The organism is Anaerococcus sp. HMSC075B03, from assembly GCF_001815585.1.
In the GTDB taxonomy this organism is placed as follows: domain Bacteria; phylum Bacillota; class Clostridia; order Tissierellales; family Peptoniphilaceae; genus Anaerococcus; species Anaerococcus vaginalis.
The window spans coordinates 1-16286 of record NZ_KV821206.1; the positions used below are offsets into that span (position 1 = coordinate 1).

General features: G+C 31.1%; 9 protein-coding genes. 3 read left to right on the forward strand and 6 right to left on the reverse strand.

What is annotated here, in order from left to right:
- The 3 genes from HMPREF3045_RS08160 to uvrB form a co-directional block, all read right to left on the reverse strand.
- A partial coding sequence (locus HMPREF3045_RS08160; protein WP_218970144.1) for a Rib/alpha-like domain-containing protein occupies positions 1–4496 on the reverse strand: 4496 nt, incomplete at its 3' end.
- A gap of 562 nt (positions 4497–5058) precedes the next feature.
- Positions 5059–7872: an excinuclease ABC subunit UvrA gene (gene uvrA / locus HMPREF3045_RS08165; RefSeq protein WP_070738528.1), complete on the reverse strand. Its 2814-nt coding sequence runs from the start codon at positions 7870–7872 to the stop codon at positions 5059–5061.
- Positions 7873–9852: an excinuclease ABC subunit UvrB gene (gene uvrB, locus HMPREF3045_RS08170; RefSeq protein ID WP_070738530.1), complete on the reverse strand. Its 1980-nt coding sequence runs from the start codon at positions 9850–9852 to the stop codon at positions 7873–7875.
- A gap of 219 nt (positions 9853–10071) precedes the next feature.
- Between uvrB and HMPREF3045_RS08175 the strand changes: the two genes are divergently transcribed.
- Positions 10072–11919: a heavy metal translocating P-type ATPase gene (locus HMPREF3045_RS08175; RefSeq protein WP_070738532.1), complete on the forward strand. Its 1848-nt coding sequence runs from the start codon at positions 10072–10074 to the stop codon at positions 11917–11919.
- Between the two features lie 31 nt (positions 11920–11950).
- On the opposite strand, the gene HMPREF3045_RS08180 is transcribed toward HMPREF3045_RS08175, so the two are convergent.
- Entirely contained in the window at positions 11951–12718 is a 768-nt protein-coding gene (locus HMPREF3045_RS08180) for a hypothetical protein (protein ID WP_070738534.1), read from the reverse strand.
- A gap of 148 nt (positions 12719–12866) precedes the next feature.
- On the opposite strand from HMPREF3045_RS08180, the gene HMPREF3045_RS08185 reads away from it, so the two are divergent.
- The gene (locus HMPREF3045_RS08185) at positions 12867–13142 is read left to right on the forward strand and encodes a GNAT family N-acetyltransferase (RefSeq protein WP_070738536.1); all 276 of its coding nucleotides are present in this window, start codon (positions 12867–12869) and stop codon (positions 13140–13142) included.
- Between the two features lie 9 nt (positions 13143–13151).
- Here the strand turns inward: HMPREF3045_RS08185 and HMPREF3045_RS08190 are convergent, their stop codons facing one another.
- Complete coding sequence (locus HMPREF3045_RS08190; RefSeq protein ID WP_070738538.1) at positions 13152–14288, reverse strand: MFS transporter; 1137 nt, start codon at positions 14286–14288, stop codon at positions 13152–13154.
- Positions 14285–14881, reverse strand: a complete 597-nt coding sequence (locus HMPREF3045_RS08195; protein WP_070738540.1) for an HD domain-containing protein — start codon at positions 14879–14881, stop codon at positions 14285–14287. The genes HMPREF3045_RS08190 and HMPREF3045_RS08195 overlap by 4 nt, the downstream gene beginning before the upstream one ends.
- Positions 14882–14966: 85 nt before the next feature.
- Here HMPREF3045_RS08195 and glsA point away from each other — a divergent pair, with 85 nt between their 5' ends.
- Positions 14967–15896, forward strand: coding sequence for a glutaminase A (gene glsA / locus HMPREF3045_RS08200; RefSeq protein WP_070738542.1), 930 nt, complete (start codon positions 14967–14969; stop codon positions 15894–15896).
- Positions 15897–16286 lie beyond the last annotated feature (390 nt).

The window sequence follows — 16286 nt, forward strand, 5'->3', positions numbered from 1 at the left end:
ACTGCTGGGTTCTTTTCAGCGTCTGTTTGACCTTGTTTTACAACAGTTAAAGTAGGATCTAATTTAGCAGTTTGTTTTCCTCTTGTTATTGTAACTTCTCCCTTATCATTTACAGAGATTTGATTATCTAATAGATCTGGGTTTGCTTTTTTAACTGCTTCTTTAACTTTATTTTGTTCATCTGCTGTTAAGGAATTAGTATCTGCTACTTCTACTACTTCTGGGTTTTTAGCATAAATTCTATTTACTAGATATGCTTTTTTACCTTGAACATCTGATGGATTACTTTCGCCTTCATCAAATAAATAAGTATATCCATCAAATTTTTCTGGATTTTCCTTATCATATCCTATTGATGCTGGTTTAAGTTCTTTTCCATCAAGTCCAACTGCTTTTGATCCTAACAATAATTTATATACATTTGTATATGTTATTGTTGTATCGTCTTCAGTCTTGTCTGTACGAACAAATTCATATCCTTCTATATCTGATTTTCCATCGTTATCTGGATGTGCACCATCTTCTGTTTTTAATTCAATTGTTCTTCCATCAGCTGTTTCTTGTACCCATTTTGTGATTTCTTTTTTAGTTACTGGATTATTCTTTGCATTTACTTTTGCTTCATCAGAATGTGTACCATCTTTTTCAGCTACTGCTTTTACTTCACTTCCATCTTTAACTTGATTTGCAGGAATTGTTACAACGCCTGTTGCTGGGTCTATTGTTATAGATGGGTCAGTTCCATCTGGCAATTTCCAATTTCCATCTTTGTCCTTTGTTGCTACAAGAGTTCCTTGATGATTGTTTTCATCAGTGTATGTGATTTGAACAACATCAACGTCTTTGTCAGTTGGTGGTGTTACTGTTACTGATCCATCATCATTTGCTTTTAGACTTGGAGCATCTGGTTTAGCTGCTGGAGCTTTTTCCTTTACAGTTGTTTTTTCTTCAGCTGGATTTTTGTCTTTTTCAGTTTGTGTTACAACTATTTCATCATCTTTTGCAAGAGTTTCTCCAGCTGGAACATCTACAGACCAAGTTCCGTCGTCTTTTACTTTAGTTTCTCCAATAACATCTTCGCCTCTTGTTACAACTATATCTGATCCAGCTACACCTTTACCAGAAATTGTTTTATCGCCTTCAGTTACATCATTGATTACTGGTTTTTTTGAAGTTTCTTCGTTTTTCTTAGTAGCTATTGCTGTAATTTTTGCATTATCTTTTGTAATTGCTGTTCCTGGTTTTGTTGACCATGTTGGATTTTCAAATCCGTCTTTTGCTGTTACTGTTGGATATTTGTCAGCTGGTAGAACTGTGCCTTCTTTTACATCATAAACCTTAGCTCCTTCAAGAGGATTTACTCCTTCGCCAGCTTCAAATGTTACTCTTACATATCCTTTTGGTGTTGGTTTATCTTCATTGCCAGTTCTATCTATGATGTCATCTAATGCTGCTACTGTTACATTTGCATTAACTTCGTCTTTTGAACCGTCTTTATAATTTACAACTACAGGAATTTCTACATTTTTTCCAGCCTCATCTTCTGTTGGTGTGTATGTTATTTTTCCTGTATTTTCATCAATTTTTGCACCTTTTGGAGCACCTTCGCCTAATTTGAAAGTAGTTCCTTCTGGTTTTGTTGTATCATTTCCTTTGTCATCTTTGAAGTTAGGTGCTGTAATTGTAGTTGGTGTTCCAACTTGTGCATCAGCGTCTGTGTATTCTGGTTGTACTTTTTCTGCAGTTTTTTCTTCTTGAACTTCTTTAATTGAAAGTGGAACTCTATCAACGTGTCCTTTTTTAATTAATATTTCTTCGCCTTTTTCATTTAATATATAAATATCATAAGTTACTTCTACATTTGGATCTTCTTGAGTAGCATCAACTTTTTTTGTTGGTGTTCCTGTAATTTGATCTCCTGCAATTGTTAGTCCATCAATAGCTTTTCCATCTATAAATTTAGCTGATACATTTTTATATACATATCCATCAATTTTTTTAGGTTCTACTTTTTTATTATATTCTTTACCTACATTACCATCTGTTAATGGAGAATCTGTAACTGTGTAAGTGTAGAACCTTGATGCTGTTATATCCCCTGATTCATCTGGAACTACTGAGATAACTTCAACTTCGAATTTACCACTTTCTTTTGCTACTCCTTTAATATCTCCTGTTTTAGGATCAATTTCAAGACCATCTGGAAGTCCCTTAGCAGAATAAGTTGCATCTTTTAAAGGATTTGGATTTTTATATTCGAATTCATCATACATTGAAGTAATCTTCTTTGAATCTTCGACTACTACTGTAAACGAATCTTGAGCTAGCAATTCTGCATTTTTACCTGCGCTATCTACCCTATATAGCTTAGCTGTATAATTAGTTGTCTTTGTTACTTTGCTTGTGTCAAAGTCTGCTGATTCTAGTGAACCTGTGCTTGATGGTTTTTGAACTGATGATCGTTGAACTTCATTTCCATCTTCGTCATACCAAACTATTCTAAAGTTCTCACTTGCTTCTCCATTGTATGGTAGACCTTCTGTTGATGTTTTAGCAACATCTCCTACTTTTGCAGTGTTCTTGCCTGAGTCATAATTTGTTATATTAAATTTAACTTCTCCTGGAGCAAGCGCAAAGTCTGCACGTAAAATTTGTGGTATAGCATTAGTTACACCAACTCCAAATCCAGTTCCAGACCAACCACTATGAATACCAAATTTGTCACTCATTTGTGTATATTGATTATTATTATATGGTGTCATAACACGGAGATGGTCAGCATTCTCTACAGATACAAATAACCAGTCATAGTTTACGTGTTTTACTTGATTTGTAGCAGCTTTTGAAAAATCAAATCTTCCATTGTCTGCCTTATCTGCAACAGTTCCAAGTCTGTCAATTTGTTCTTTAGTCCACTTATTCCAAACTTGTCCACTGGAATTTTGGCCTTCTTTATAATTATAATTTTTTAATCCAGCATCGCTATTCTTTAGATTTCCCCAAGTTCCCTTAAATTGGATAATATATTTTCCATCAGCATTTGTTTTTGCAGATACTGTTTCAGCTATCCATTTGTCTGGATCTTTTTGAACTTGTTCTTTTATCCAATCTTGTAATTTCTTTTCTTGCTCAGCTGTCCAGCCAAATCCACGAATATCTGAAGGTTTCGCAACGCCCATATAAACAGCAGTAGAATCGCTATAAATTTGTTTTAGCGCATAATCTGATAGATATGAAGCTTTTACTGTTACATCTTTAGCTGGAGTATCTGTATCAGCTACTGTGTTCCATTGGACTCCACCAATTCCTGATTTGTAATCCCAACCAACTTTACCTGTAATATATCCACCATCTTGTTGGATTTCTGTTGGTGTAGCTTCTTTATGCATTTGTTCAAGTGGTTTTTGCATTAATAATATTTTCCAATTACCATGAATATTTCTAACAGTGTTTGATCCTGAACCACCTTGTGTTATTGGTAAGCCTTGATCTGGGAATATTACAGATTCACCTGTTATATATTGAAGTTGGTATCCTTCTGGAATAGTTGACTCATCAATCCAGAATCTATATCTTTCATTACCACCAGATGATGTTGTGTCTGCATCAAATCTTATTAACTTTCCATCTTCGGCTATATATGATTTTATTCCCATGTGTAATTGACCATCTGCTCCTGATGTAGCTGTATAAACTGGTGATGAATATTGTTTCTTTCCCCATGTTTCAAACCATTGGAAATAAGCCTTAATACCTGCAATTGGCTTAAATTGATTATCACTTGCCTTAGCTAGGTTTGCATCAATATTTAGTCCATTAACCACGCCAACATAAGCATGCACAGCATTTTTTGCGTCTGGAGTTGTAGCTGTGTCTTCTGGTGGTGCTGCTTCTCTAACTCCAGTGCTTGGACTTTCTGGAGCTTTAACTGCTTGTTTTTCTACTTTTTCAGATAATTCTAAATCCTCTGCTTCTTCTATTGCTTCAACAGCTTTAACATTAACTTTGATTTGAATTTCTTTTACAGATCCATCAGCAAATGTTATTTTTGCACTTGTAGTTTTTTCTCCAGCTTCTTTTGTATCAACTGGTGTAACTACATCAAGTTTTGCATCTTGTGGTAGATTGGTTACAGCTTCTTTGTAATCAATTTCTTCTCCTTCTTCTACTTCTATAGTTTCTAATTTTTCTACAAAAGTATCAGCTTGTTTTGCTACAACTTCTTCTTTTGTTTCTTCTGTTTTAATTTCTTCATTTGCTACTGGTGTAGCTTCTTCAACTGGATTTTCTTCTGGCGTTTTTGTCTCTGTTGCTACTGTTTCATTTTCACTAGCTTCAGCAGCCTTAGAAGATCCTGGAGCAATTATTAATGAAAATCCTAACATACATGAAACTAATCCAATGGATAGTTTTCTTGTACCGTACTTAGGAGTTTTCTCTTGACTTAATTCTTTTTTCTTTTCGATGATTTCAGTCATCTTTTTCGAATTGTTCATGATTTTCTTATCCTTTCATTAATATATTTTGTTAAAGTGGTAATATGAAAATGTGGTAATTTATGCAATAAAATAGCCACAAATTTATTGTATTCACACTGTTAACTATTTTTATATAAGTTATTATATCATATTCGTTCAAAATATCTACTTGGTTTTGAATTTATCAAAGTTGAAAATATTCATAAAAAATTAACTTTAAAATTTATAAATATTTTTTCAATCTATTTTTCAAGTAAATATATTTAAATTCCCGTCTAATTTTTCAAGATTTTGATTTTTGTTATCAAAAAATCTTGTATAATGATGAATTTTTATTCTTGAAAAAAGATTATTTTATAAATATTTGGAAATAAAAATAAAGAATTCTAAATTTAAACATTTTAAAAATTTTTGAATATTTAAATAAAAAAATGAGATGGCTAAGTCGTGAAAAAATCTGAAAAAAATAAAAAATCACGACTTGCCTACTTGCTTAAAATATTTGAAAAATGAGTTTTGATTTTATTTATATTTAATTTGGTTTACCTTTGTAATTTTCTTATTGAATATATTTTATCTTCTACAATATTTTTTTAAGAAATTGTCCTGTGTAGGATTTTTTTGTTTTTGCTATTTCTTCTGGTGTGCCTGTTTTTACTAATTCTCCTCCACCATCTCCGCCTTCAGGTCCTAGGTCTATGATGTAATCTGCTACTTTTATTACGTCAAGATTGTGTTCGATTACTACAACTGTATTATTTTGGTCGACTAATCTATTTAGAACTTCTATTAATTTATGAACGTCTGCCATGTGAAGGCCTGTTGTTGGTTCGTCTAAAATGTATAGGGTTTGACCTGTGGATCTTTTTGCAAGTTCGCTTGCAAGTTTTACTCTTTGGGCTTCTCCTCCCGAAAGTTCTGTTGATGGTTGACCGATTTTTATATATCCTAGTCCTACGTCATATAGGGTTTGTAATTTTTTTACTATTGATGGATGATTTTCGAAAAATTTTAGGGCTTCTTCTACTGTCATATCCAAAACTTCGGATATATTTTTCCCCTTGTATTTTACTTCGAGGGTTTCTCTATTATATCTTTGTCCGTGGCAAACTTCGCATGGAACGTAGACGTCTGGCAAGAACATCATGTCTACTTTTATTGTTCCATCGCCATTGCAGGCTTCGCACCTTCCGCCTTTTACGTTAAAGGAAAATCTTCCCTTGTCAAAGCCTTTCATTTTTGCTTCGGTTGTCATGGCAAATACATCTCTGATATTGTCAAATAATTTGGTGTAGGTTGCTGGATTTGATCTTGGCGTTCTTCCTATTGGGGATTGGTCGATGGAAATAATTTTGTCAATTTGGTCTACGCCTTCAATTGAATCGTGTTTTCCTGGGTGGGTTTTGGATTTATTTAATTTTTTGGTAACTGCCTTGTACAAAATTTCATTTACCAAGGAAGATTTTCCTGATCCTGATACTCCTGTTACTGCTGTGAAGGTTGACAAAGGAAATTTTACATCGATTCCTTTTAAATTATTTTGTCTGGCATTTTTTACTTCTATATATTTGTCCCAAGTTCTCCTCTCTTTTGGTACTGGGATTTTTTCTTTTCCTGAAAGGTAGGCTCCTGTAATTGATTTTTTACATTTTTTTATGTCGGAAAGTGATCCTTTTGCTACAATTTCTCCTCCATGAACTCCTGCTTTTGGTCCAATATCTACAAGATAGTCTGCGGCTTTCATTGTATCTTCGTCGTGTTCTACAATTATTAGGGTATTTCCAATATCTGTTAAATTTCTAAGTGATTTGATTAATTTGTTATTATCTCTTTGATGAAGTCCGATTGATGGCTCATCCAAAACATAGCAAACTCCAACAAGGCCTGAACCAATTTGGGTTGCAAGTCTTATTCTTTGGCTTTCTCCTCCTGAAAGGGTTGAGGCTGCTCTTGAAAGGGAAAGATAACCAAGTCCTACGTCTTGTAAAAATTTAATTCTTGCCTTTATTTCTTTTATTATTAATTCTGCAATTTTTTCTTTCATTGGGGAAAGTTTTAAATTATCAAAAAATTCTATGGTTTTATCGACTGACATATCTGCAATTTCTGAAATTGATTTGCCGTCAACTTTTATTGCAAGGATTTCATCTTTTAATCTTTGCCCATGGCAAGTTTTACATTCTTCCTCGCTCATAAAGCCTCTCATTCTTTTCTTTTGAGAATCGGAATTTGTTCTTTCGTACCTGTCTGATAAATTTTTGATTGCTCCTTCAAAATGTCCTGTGTAATTTTTTCTTCCAGAAAAATGGCTATCAAAGGTAAAAGAAATTTCTTTTTTTGTTCCGTACAAAATTTCATCAATCATTTTTTTTGGAGCATTTTTGATTGGCTCATCAAGTGAAAATTTGTGATTTTTGGCAATAGCTTTAATTATTTCATTATAATATGTTCCTTTTCCGCTTGTGGCGTATGGATCGATTGCTCCTTCATTTATGGAAAGATTTTTATCTGGAATTACAAGGTCGGGATCGATTTGCAAATGAAAACCAAGTCCGTTACACTCTGGACACATTCCTTGGGGAGCGTTGAAGGAGAACATATTAGGTGTAATTTCTGGAAGGGAGATGTGACCTTCTGGGCAGGCAAGTTTGGATGAAAGGATAAAATCATCTCCGTCTATTACATTTATTTCTACAAGTCCATCTGTAAGTTCAAGGGCAGTTTCCAAGGAATCGGAAAGTCTTGAATTTATTCCTTCTTTTATCACAATCCTATCGACAATTATTGATATGTCGTGTTTTTTTGTTTTTGAAAGTTCGATTTCTTCTTCAAGATCATATCTTTCGCCGTCAATCATCACTCTTACATATCCCATTTTTTGGATATTTTCGAGTTTCTTTTTGTGTTGACCTTTTTGGGCTCTGACTACTGGGGCAAGGATTTGGATTCTTGTTTTTTCTTCAAGTTTTAAAATCCTATCAACCATTTGGTCAATGGATTGGGCTTCAATTTTTTTGCCACAAACTGGGCAGTAGGCATCGCCAATTCTTGCAAATAAAAGCCTATAGTAATCGTAAATTTCTGTTACGGTTGCAACTGTTGATCTTGGGTTTCTGTTGGTTGTTTTTTGGTCGATTGAAATTGATGGAGAAAGTCCTTCGATTGTATCAACATCTGCCTTGTCCAAATTTCCCAAAAATTGTCTGGCGTATGATGATAAACTTTCTACATATCTTCTTTGACCTTCGGCATAAATTGTGTCAAAAGCCAAGGTGGACTTTCCCGATCCGGAAAGTCCAGTAAATACAATCATTTTATCGCGAGGAAGGGTAAGGTCTACGTTTTTTAAATTATTAGTCCTTGCCCCCTTTATTACTATTTTATTTTCACTCATTTATACCTCCGCAAATTCTCTTTTCATTTTTGCTATTTGGTCACGGATTTGTGCTGCTTTTTCAAAATCTAATTCTTCTGCTGCCTTGTACATTTCTGTTTCCAAATTTATAATTATATTTTCAATTTGTTCTTGTGAGAATTCTTCTTTTACTTCTTCTACATTTTCTGTTGATTTTGTTACTTGAATTATTTCTGCTATATTTTTCTTGATTGTCGTTGGAGTTATGCCGTGTTTTTCGTTAAATTCTGTTTGGATTTTTCTTCTTCTTTCAGTTTCGTCAATGGCTTTTTTCATTGATCTTGTAATTTTATCTGCATACATTATTACATGACCTTTTGAATTTCTAGCTGCCCTTCCTATGGTTTGGATAAGGGAGGTTTCGCTTCTTAAAAATCCTTCCTTGTCTGCATCTAAAATTGCAATCAAGGATACTTCTGGTAAGTCTAATCCCTCACGAAGAAGATTTATTCCTACCAAAACATCAAATTTTCCAAGTCTTAAATCTCTAATTATTTCACTTCGCTCGATTGTTTTTATATCTGAATGGAGATATTTTACCTTAATTCCATTTTCTGATAAGTAATCGGTCAAATCTTCTGCCATTCTTTTGGTAAGTGTTGTAACAAGAACTCTTTCTTTTTTGTCGATAATTTGATGGATATTTTCTATCAAATCATCAATTTGATTTTCTACTGGTTTTACTTCAATTAATGGATCCAAAAGTCCAGTTGGTCTTATGATTTGTTCAACAACTTTTCCACCTGTTTTTTCCATTTCGTAAGGACCTGGAGTTGCTGAAACATAAATTGTTTGTTTGATTAATTTTTCAAATTCTGGAAATTTTAAGGGCCTATTGTCCAGAGCTGATGGAAGTCTAAAACCAAAATCTACAAGATTTTGTTTTCTTGACCTGTCCCCCTCATACATTCCACCAACTTGGGGAATTGAAACATGGGATTCGTCGACAAAAAGCATAAAATCATCTGGAAAATAATCTATTAATGTATAGGGTCTAGATCCTGCAGGTCTTTGGGACAAATGCCTTGAATAATTTTCTATTCCTGAACAAAATCCAATTTCTTCTAGCATTTCTATATCGTAATTTGTTCTTTGCTCAAGCCTTTGAGCCTCTACTAATTTATTTTCATTTTCAAGTTCAATAAGTCTGTCTTTTAATTCTTCTTTTATAGTTGTAATTGCAGCTGCTGCTTTTTCAGCGCTTGTTGCGTAGTGACTTGCAGGATAAATATAGCCGTGGGAGATGTGGCTTGTAACTTTTCCTGTCAAAGAATCAAATTCTGAAATCCTATCAATTTCATCTCCAAAAAATTCTACTCTTATTGCTTTTTCTTCGTTTCCTGCTGGGAAAATATCCAAAACATCTCCCCTTCTTCTAAAAGTTCCACGCGAAAAATCAAAATCATTTCTTACAAATTGTCTTTCGATTAATTCTTTCATAACTTCTTCTGGAGAAATTTCTTGACCTGGTCTTAGGGACAAAACTAATTTTCTATATTCTTCCGGATCTCCCAAGCCATAAATGCAAGAAACACTTGCCACAATTATTACATCGCGTCTTTCAAACAAACTCATAGTTGCTGAGTGTCTTAATTTATCAATTTCATCATTTATTGATGAATCTTTTGCAATATATGTGTCGGTTGCTGCAACGTAGGCTTCTGGTTGATAATAATCGTAATATGATACGAAATATTCAACGGCATTATCTGGGAAAAATTCTTTAAATTCTGTAAATAATTGGTAGGCAAGTGTTTTGTTGTGGGCAAGGACAAGAGTTGGCTTTTGAACTTCTTGAATTATATTTGCCATAGTAAAAGTTTTACCTGAGCCTGTAACTCCTTGGAGAATTTGATGAGCTTTTCCTTCTTTTATTCCACAAGCAAGTTTTTTAATTGCATCTGGCTGATCTCCTTTTGGAGTATAGTCTGATTTTAAAATAAATTTATTTTTTGTCATTTGACACTTCCTTTATGTAAATCATAATTTTTTTCTTTTTTTCTTTTTAAATCTATTTTCAGTCTTTTCCAATATACACTTTCACTTTTTAAATTCAACTTATTTACTAGGGATTAAAAGCTTTAAATCTTGCCACAAATTCGCCTTTCTGCTATAATTTTTTGTGAATATAAGTATAAAATTTTTAATTTAAAATTTAATTATGAAAGGTTGATATATATGGAAATTTTTAAAAATATGAAAAAGGAAAGAAAAAATGAATTGTTAGTCCTAACAATTTTTGCAATTTTCTTTATCCTTGTTACTTATAGATTTAAGCAAAATGGGAAAAATTTTTTCCTTGTTATTAGTTTTCTTGCAATATATCTTGCTGTTGGAGCAGATATTTTTGTAAAAGCAATAAATTCAATTTCTAATAAAAAATTTATGGATGAAAATTTCCTTATTACTCTTGCAAGTTTTATTGCGTTTTTTATGGGATTTTTTGTTGATGCTTGCGCCATAATGTTTTTATTTAATTTGGGCAAATTTTTTGAAAATCTTTCAAAAGATAGGATAGATGAAAATTTCAAAAAATTATTTGATATTGTCCCAAAAACAGTTACAAAAGTTTTGGATGATGGGACTTTGGCAAAAATTTCGATTGAAAAAATAAAAAAAGGCGATATACTTCTTGCAAAAGAGGCAGATATTATCCCTGTTGATTCTGTTGTGATTTCTGGTGAAGGGCTTTTGGATACTTCATTTTTAAATGGCAAATCTTTGCCAATTGAAATCAAAAAGGGAAGTGAAATTTTATCAACTTCTATGCTAAAAACTGGAGAGATCAAATACAAAGCTGTGAAAGTTTTTGATGAATCTATGGCAGCAAAAATTATGAATTTGATAAAAACATCAAGAAATAAAAAATCCCAAAGTGAAAAATTGATTAAGCAATTTACAAAAATTTATACGCCTTGTCTTGTTGCTATGGCAATTTTTCTTGCTGTAGTACCTCCTATTTTGGGAGGAGATTTGAGTAAATATTTGCAAAAATCTGCAAGTTTTTTGATTGTTTCCTGTCCAAAAGTTTTTATACTTGGGATTTCTCTTTCATATATTTCTGGCTTAATTCTTGCAAATAAAAATAAAATCCTTGTAAAAGATATAAAATCTTTTGAAAAGTTGATTGATTGCGATTATTTTTATACGGATATGACAAATACTTTGACTGTTGGGGAATTTGATTTAAAAGAAATTGTATATTATTCTCCTTATAACAAAAATTTGCTTTTGGATTATTTGTATAATTTAGAAAAATTATCGACTGATCCAATTGCAAAAGCCATAGTCAAAAATCTTAGACGTAGAGATAATTTTTCGTATTTTATAGCAAGTAAAAATATAAATGATATTGACATTTGGGCAAAAACTTATGAAAATGAAGAAATAAAAATAGGCTCAAAAGACTTTGTAAATGTTGAAGATGATTCAAATGAAAAGGCAATTTTTATGTCAATAAATAATATTTTAGTTTGTAAGGTTATTTTGGAAGATAGGCTAAAAGATGATGCCAAAGAAAGCATAGATTATTTAAAAAATGAATTTGCTGATGTTGCTGTTTTATCAGATGAAAAAGAAAAAGTTGTTGAAAATCTTGCGAAAAATCTTAGCATTTCCTATGCTGCAGAAATTTCTTCAAATGAAAAAATTAATCTTATAAAAAATGAGCAAAAAAATAAACACAAAATTATTTATGTTGGAGATGGAATAAAAGAAGGCGAAGTTTTGAAAAATTCTGATATTGGCATTAGCATGGGTCAAAAATCTTCAGATATTGCAATTTATAATTCTGATATAATGATTTCTGATAAATCTTATGGGAAATTAAGAGATTTGATGAAAATCGCAAAAATTGTAGACAAAACTGCCAAAAAAAATCTTATCTTACTTATTTTTACAAGAATTGTCCTTTTGATTTTAACTTTAATTGGATACTGTCAAATGTGGCTTGTAAGCCTTGTTGATGTGGTAGTTTTAATTATTTCAATCTTATCATCAATTAAAATTTTTAATAAAAAAATTTAGCAGGAAGAATTTTTATCTTCCTGCTTATTTTTTATAAATTTCTTGTAATTGTAAATTCGTTATTGTTTTCTGGATTATCTTTTTCAATTTCTTGGTCTATATCTCCTGTATAATTTAAATAATTATCAGAAAGTCTTGCTGAAACTATTGGCGAAATTAATACATAATACAAACCTAAAAGTCCGCCGCCCAATATAATAATTCCAATCCCATTTTCAGGACTACTTGTTCCAACGATAATTCCAACAATTATTCCAAAAATGAGGATAATTGGTAAAACAATGTATAACAAATACAAAGAAATAGTTTTGCCAAATAATTTTACTCCAATTGCAAATACACTTTTAAGTGCATCCGTGATTGATTGGTCTTTGTTTCTTGGATCTGAAACTATATGATTTGCATAGGCTGTAAAAATTGAAAGAATGCCTAAAAGAAGTGTTCCAAGAACAGAAAGTGATAATAAATTTAATTTCTTACTTTCTACATCAAAAACTCCAATTTTTCCAAAAGAAAAAGTCAAAACAATTGTAATAACTATAAGAATTAAATTTACAATTATTGCTTTTTTATCAAGTCTTTGCAATTGATTTAAATAATCTCCAACACTTCCCTTTCTATTGTTGATTAGACCTGATGCAATTATAAAAGAACCAAGCCAAGTGATAACAGAAGATAATAAATTATATATTATACTTTCATCTGCATTGCTACCAAAAATTCTGTTGAGAACAAAAGCAAAAACTGCAACTATAATCTCAACCAAGATAACTGAGCCATAACTATATTCTCTTTTCATAATAATTCCTTTCGTTTTTCCATAAATTTTCTCTTACAAAAATATTTATACCCGCAAATTCGACTTTAAACAAAAATATTATATTTTTTTATATTAAATTAAATATATTTTAAGCTCATTAAGGGTATAAAATAACTGAGGTGATATTATGGAATATAAAATAAATAAAAAAGAAAACCAAGTGCAAGTTTTTGATAAGGAAAATAAAATAGGATTTATAGATATAGTAGAAAAAGAAAACCTAATTGATGCACCACACACAGAAGTTAATGAAGAATATGCAGGTCAAGGAATAGCAGGAAAATTGGTAGACGAATTAGTTCAATATGCAAGAGATGAAAATAAAAAAATAATTCCAACCTGCCCATATATAAAAGATAAATTTGAAAAGGACGAAAAATATAAGGATGTGTATTATAAATAAAAGAGCCAGCTAGGCTCTTTTTTTATTTCTTCTAAAAAATATTCCAACAAAAATAAAATAAATTATTACAAAACTTCCAAATCCTTTTGATAGGGAATTTGTATTTATTAGCTTGTCCATGCTTTTCATAAAAAATGGTGCTAAAAATACTCCTATATTACACCCAATAAAAATTAAATTTGTGGCTATTCTTGAGCTGTGACCTTTTACAAATCTTGGCACTTCTGCAAATATGTAAGGCATACACATTGATTGTCCAAAAGTCAAAAGCAAAATAGAAAATAAAAATCCTAAAAGATTATTTTCAAAATTTACTATCAAAAAATTTGCTAGTATAAAAAATCCCAAGCCAAAAAATATAGTTTTTTCTCTCAATTTCAAATTGATTGGTGTAAATAAAAATGCTGAAATCATTCCAACAATTGGCACAAAATTTAAATAAAAACTTACATTAACATCAATTCCACGGCTTTGGCTTGCAACAAAAGGAAATCTCATTAACATTGCCGTTCCATTTAAAATCATAAGCATGGCAAAAATTATAAAAAGAAAAATATTTGAATCAAAATTGATTTTTGCCTTTTCCTTTTCAATTTTTACATCTTCTACATTGATTTTGAAAAATATAAAAATAAGAAATGCTGATGTATAAAGTGAAAATGTGTACATATAATCAACTTTTACAAGGATTCCTGCTAAGGTAAAAAGAATTATTTGCCCAATAAATTCAAAAGCATTTCTTAGACCATGAAGTTTTGTTCTCTCATTATTATCATGGTAGAGCAAATTAATATAATTTGCCGAATGCCCATTAAAAAGACCAAGCCCTGCCCCAAGAAAAAATCTTGAAATAATTATTGATGGATATGTCCTAAAAACAAGGGGAATAATTCCGCTAAATCCCACAAGAAAAAGTCCTAGCAAAACTGTATTTTTTATCCCAATAAAAATCGCCAAATATTCTGCCAAAAAAATAAAAATCATAACAGCAAGGCTTGAAAGACTAATTATAAATTCAGCCTCATTTCTAGTAAGATTGAAGGCTTCTTGTATATAAACTAAACTTCCAGAAATTATGCTATTGCTTGTTAAAATCAAAGAAATTGATAAAATTGCAAATTTTTGTCTTATTGAATGTTCTTTCATTGTCTGTCCAAATATTTTTCAAATAATTTATTAGAAAAATCTATCAAATCATGAGAAAAATCATTTCTCAAATATTTTTCGTTCAAATCTCCAAGCCTAACCCTATCAAGAGCATCAGCATCCTTGAAAAGTTTTGACAAATATCTAGCCCTATCCATATCTTTTACAAAAAATTCTTCAATTGTTTCATCCATTTGTTTGTCAGGTCTTGAATGAACTGCCAAAACTGCTTGAAGAATATTTTTATCGTTTTCATTTATTTTTGCATAGTCAATCGAATAAAGTGCTGCCCTATAACCATGTTCTGTATCATAAGAATCATCAACTCTTTTTGTATCATGCAAAGATGCAGCAAATCTTAAAATATCCGTATCATTTTTGTCCAATTTATAATTAAAAGCCAAAAGCATAGAAATAAAAATTACTCTTTCAATATGACCTTGACCGTGGATTTTGCTGTGGTATAGAATTTTTGTATTTAAATTTTTATAAGTATCTAACAAAATTTTGTAATAAGAAGAATTTTTAAAATCTTCAAAAAATTTATAATCTTCTAGCCATTTATCTTCATTTAATATTTCCAAAATAATCATAAGAAACTCCTTTTATTTCTTTAATTAATTATTATTATATCAAATCGGGTAAATATTTTATATAAAATTGTAAGTAGGTGATATTATGTTTATGAAAAGAGAAGATATAGAAAAAGAAATAGAAGAATGCATAAAAAAAGCAAAAAATTTTTCAAACCAAGGCGAAGTTGCCTCCTACATTCCAGAGCTTAAAAACGTAGACGAAAACGGCTTTGCCCTTTCTATTGTAACAACAGGCGGAGATATTTATAATTTTGGAGAAAAAGAAAAAATATTTTCAGTTCAATCCATTTCAAAAATTTTTACCCTAATCATGGCACTAAAAGACAACACAACAGACGAAGTATTTTCAAAAGTTGGAACAGAACCAACAAGATACGAATTTAATTCATTAATTCCAATTGACCAAAGAGCAGCAAATCCATTTATAAACGCTGGAGCAATGACAACAACATCAATGATTTATGGAAAAAGCGAAGAAGAAAAATTTAATAGAGTTATGGAATTAATAAAACAAATGAGTAACGATGGCACATTTACATTTATGGAAAATATTTACAAATCAGAAATTTCTACTACAGACAGAAACAGAGCAATTGCTTATTATTTAAAAAGCAAAAATATTTTCGCCCAAAACGCTGATGAAGTTTTAGATTTGTACGTTAGAATTTGTTCAATAGGAACAAACGTAGAATCCCTTGCAAAACTAGGAGCACTCCTTGCCAACGAAGGCTTTGACATCCACTCATCAAGTTTAATAATTCCACAAAACATAGTACAAATGACAATAGCCCAAATGGCATCGTGTGGAATGTACGAAAAAAGCGGAGAATATTTAATGAAAGTAGGAATCCCATCAAAATCAGGAGTAGGCGGAGCGATTTTAGGCGTTGTACCAAACAAATGCGGAATCTGCGTATATTCCCCAAGACTAGATAAGTCAGGAAATTCAGTTGTTGGGAAAAATTTATTAAAAATATTATCAGCAGACTTAGGACTTAATATATTTCTGTAGAAATATTTTGAAAGACTTTTAAATTATATTTTTTAAAATTTTTCGTTTTTATTACAAATAAAAATTTTATATAAAATTAAAACTTCGTAGACTTAGGGCGGAAGGAACAGGGGACTTCCGATTGTCCCCTTTTACCACGCTAACTTACTTTTTAAAATTAAAAAAATCTTAAATCAAAATTCAATTTAAAATTAAAACTACGAATAAAGTCCGCGGTATAATTATTGAAATTGTACCACTGGTACAATTTCAAGCTAATTATATCCCCAAAACCCCCACTTTTTTCCCCCTGCAACCGACCATTGCATGGAGCTGGTTTTGTAAGAAGCTATCGCTTCTTTCAAATTTTTGAAGATTGACTGCTATTTAAAAATAATTATAAATTCAAGT

What these genes read in the sequence shown, in the direction of transcription:
- HMPREF3045_RS08190 (WP_070738538.1), bottom strand. Translation starts at nt 14,288, where the DNA reads ATGAAAGAACATTCAATAAGACAAAAATTTGCAATTTTATCAATTTCT.
- uvrA (WP_070738528.1), bottom strand. Translation starts at nt 7,872, where the DNA reads ATGAGTGAAAATAAAATAGTAATAAAGGGGGCAAGGACTAATAATTTA.
- HMPREF3045_RS08195 (WP_070738540.1), bottom strand. Translation starts at nt 14,881, where the DNA reads ATGATTATTTTGGAAATATTAAATGAAGATAAATGGCTAGAAGATTAT.
- glsA (WP_070738542.1), top strand. Translation starts at nt 14,967, where the DNA reads ATGTTTATGAAAAGAGAAGATATAGAAAAAGAAATAGAAGAATGCATA.
- HMPREF3045_RS08185 (WP_070738536.1), top strand. Translation starts at nt 12,867, where the DNA reads ATGGAATATAAAATAAATAAAAAAGAAAACCAAGTGCAAGTTTTTGAT.
- HMPREF3045_RS08175 (WP_070738532.1), top strand. Translation starts at nt 10,072, where the DNA reads ATGGAAATTTTTAAAAATATGAAAAAGGAAAGAAAAAATGAATTGTTA.
- HMPREF3045_RS08180 (WP_070738534.1), bottom strand. Translation starts at nt 12,718, where the DNA reads ATGAAAAGAGAATATAGTTATGGCTCAGTTATCTTGGTTGAGATTATA.
- uvrB (WP_070738530.1), bottom strand. Translation starts at nt 9,852, where the DNA reads ATGACAAAAAATAAATTTATTTTAAAATCAGACTATACTCCAAAAGGA.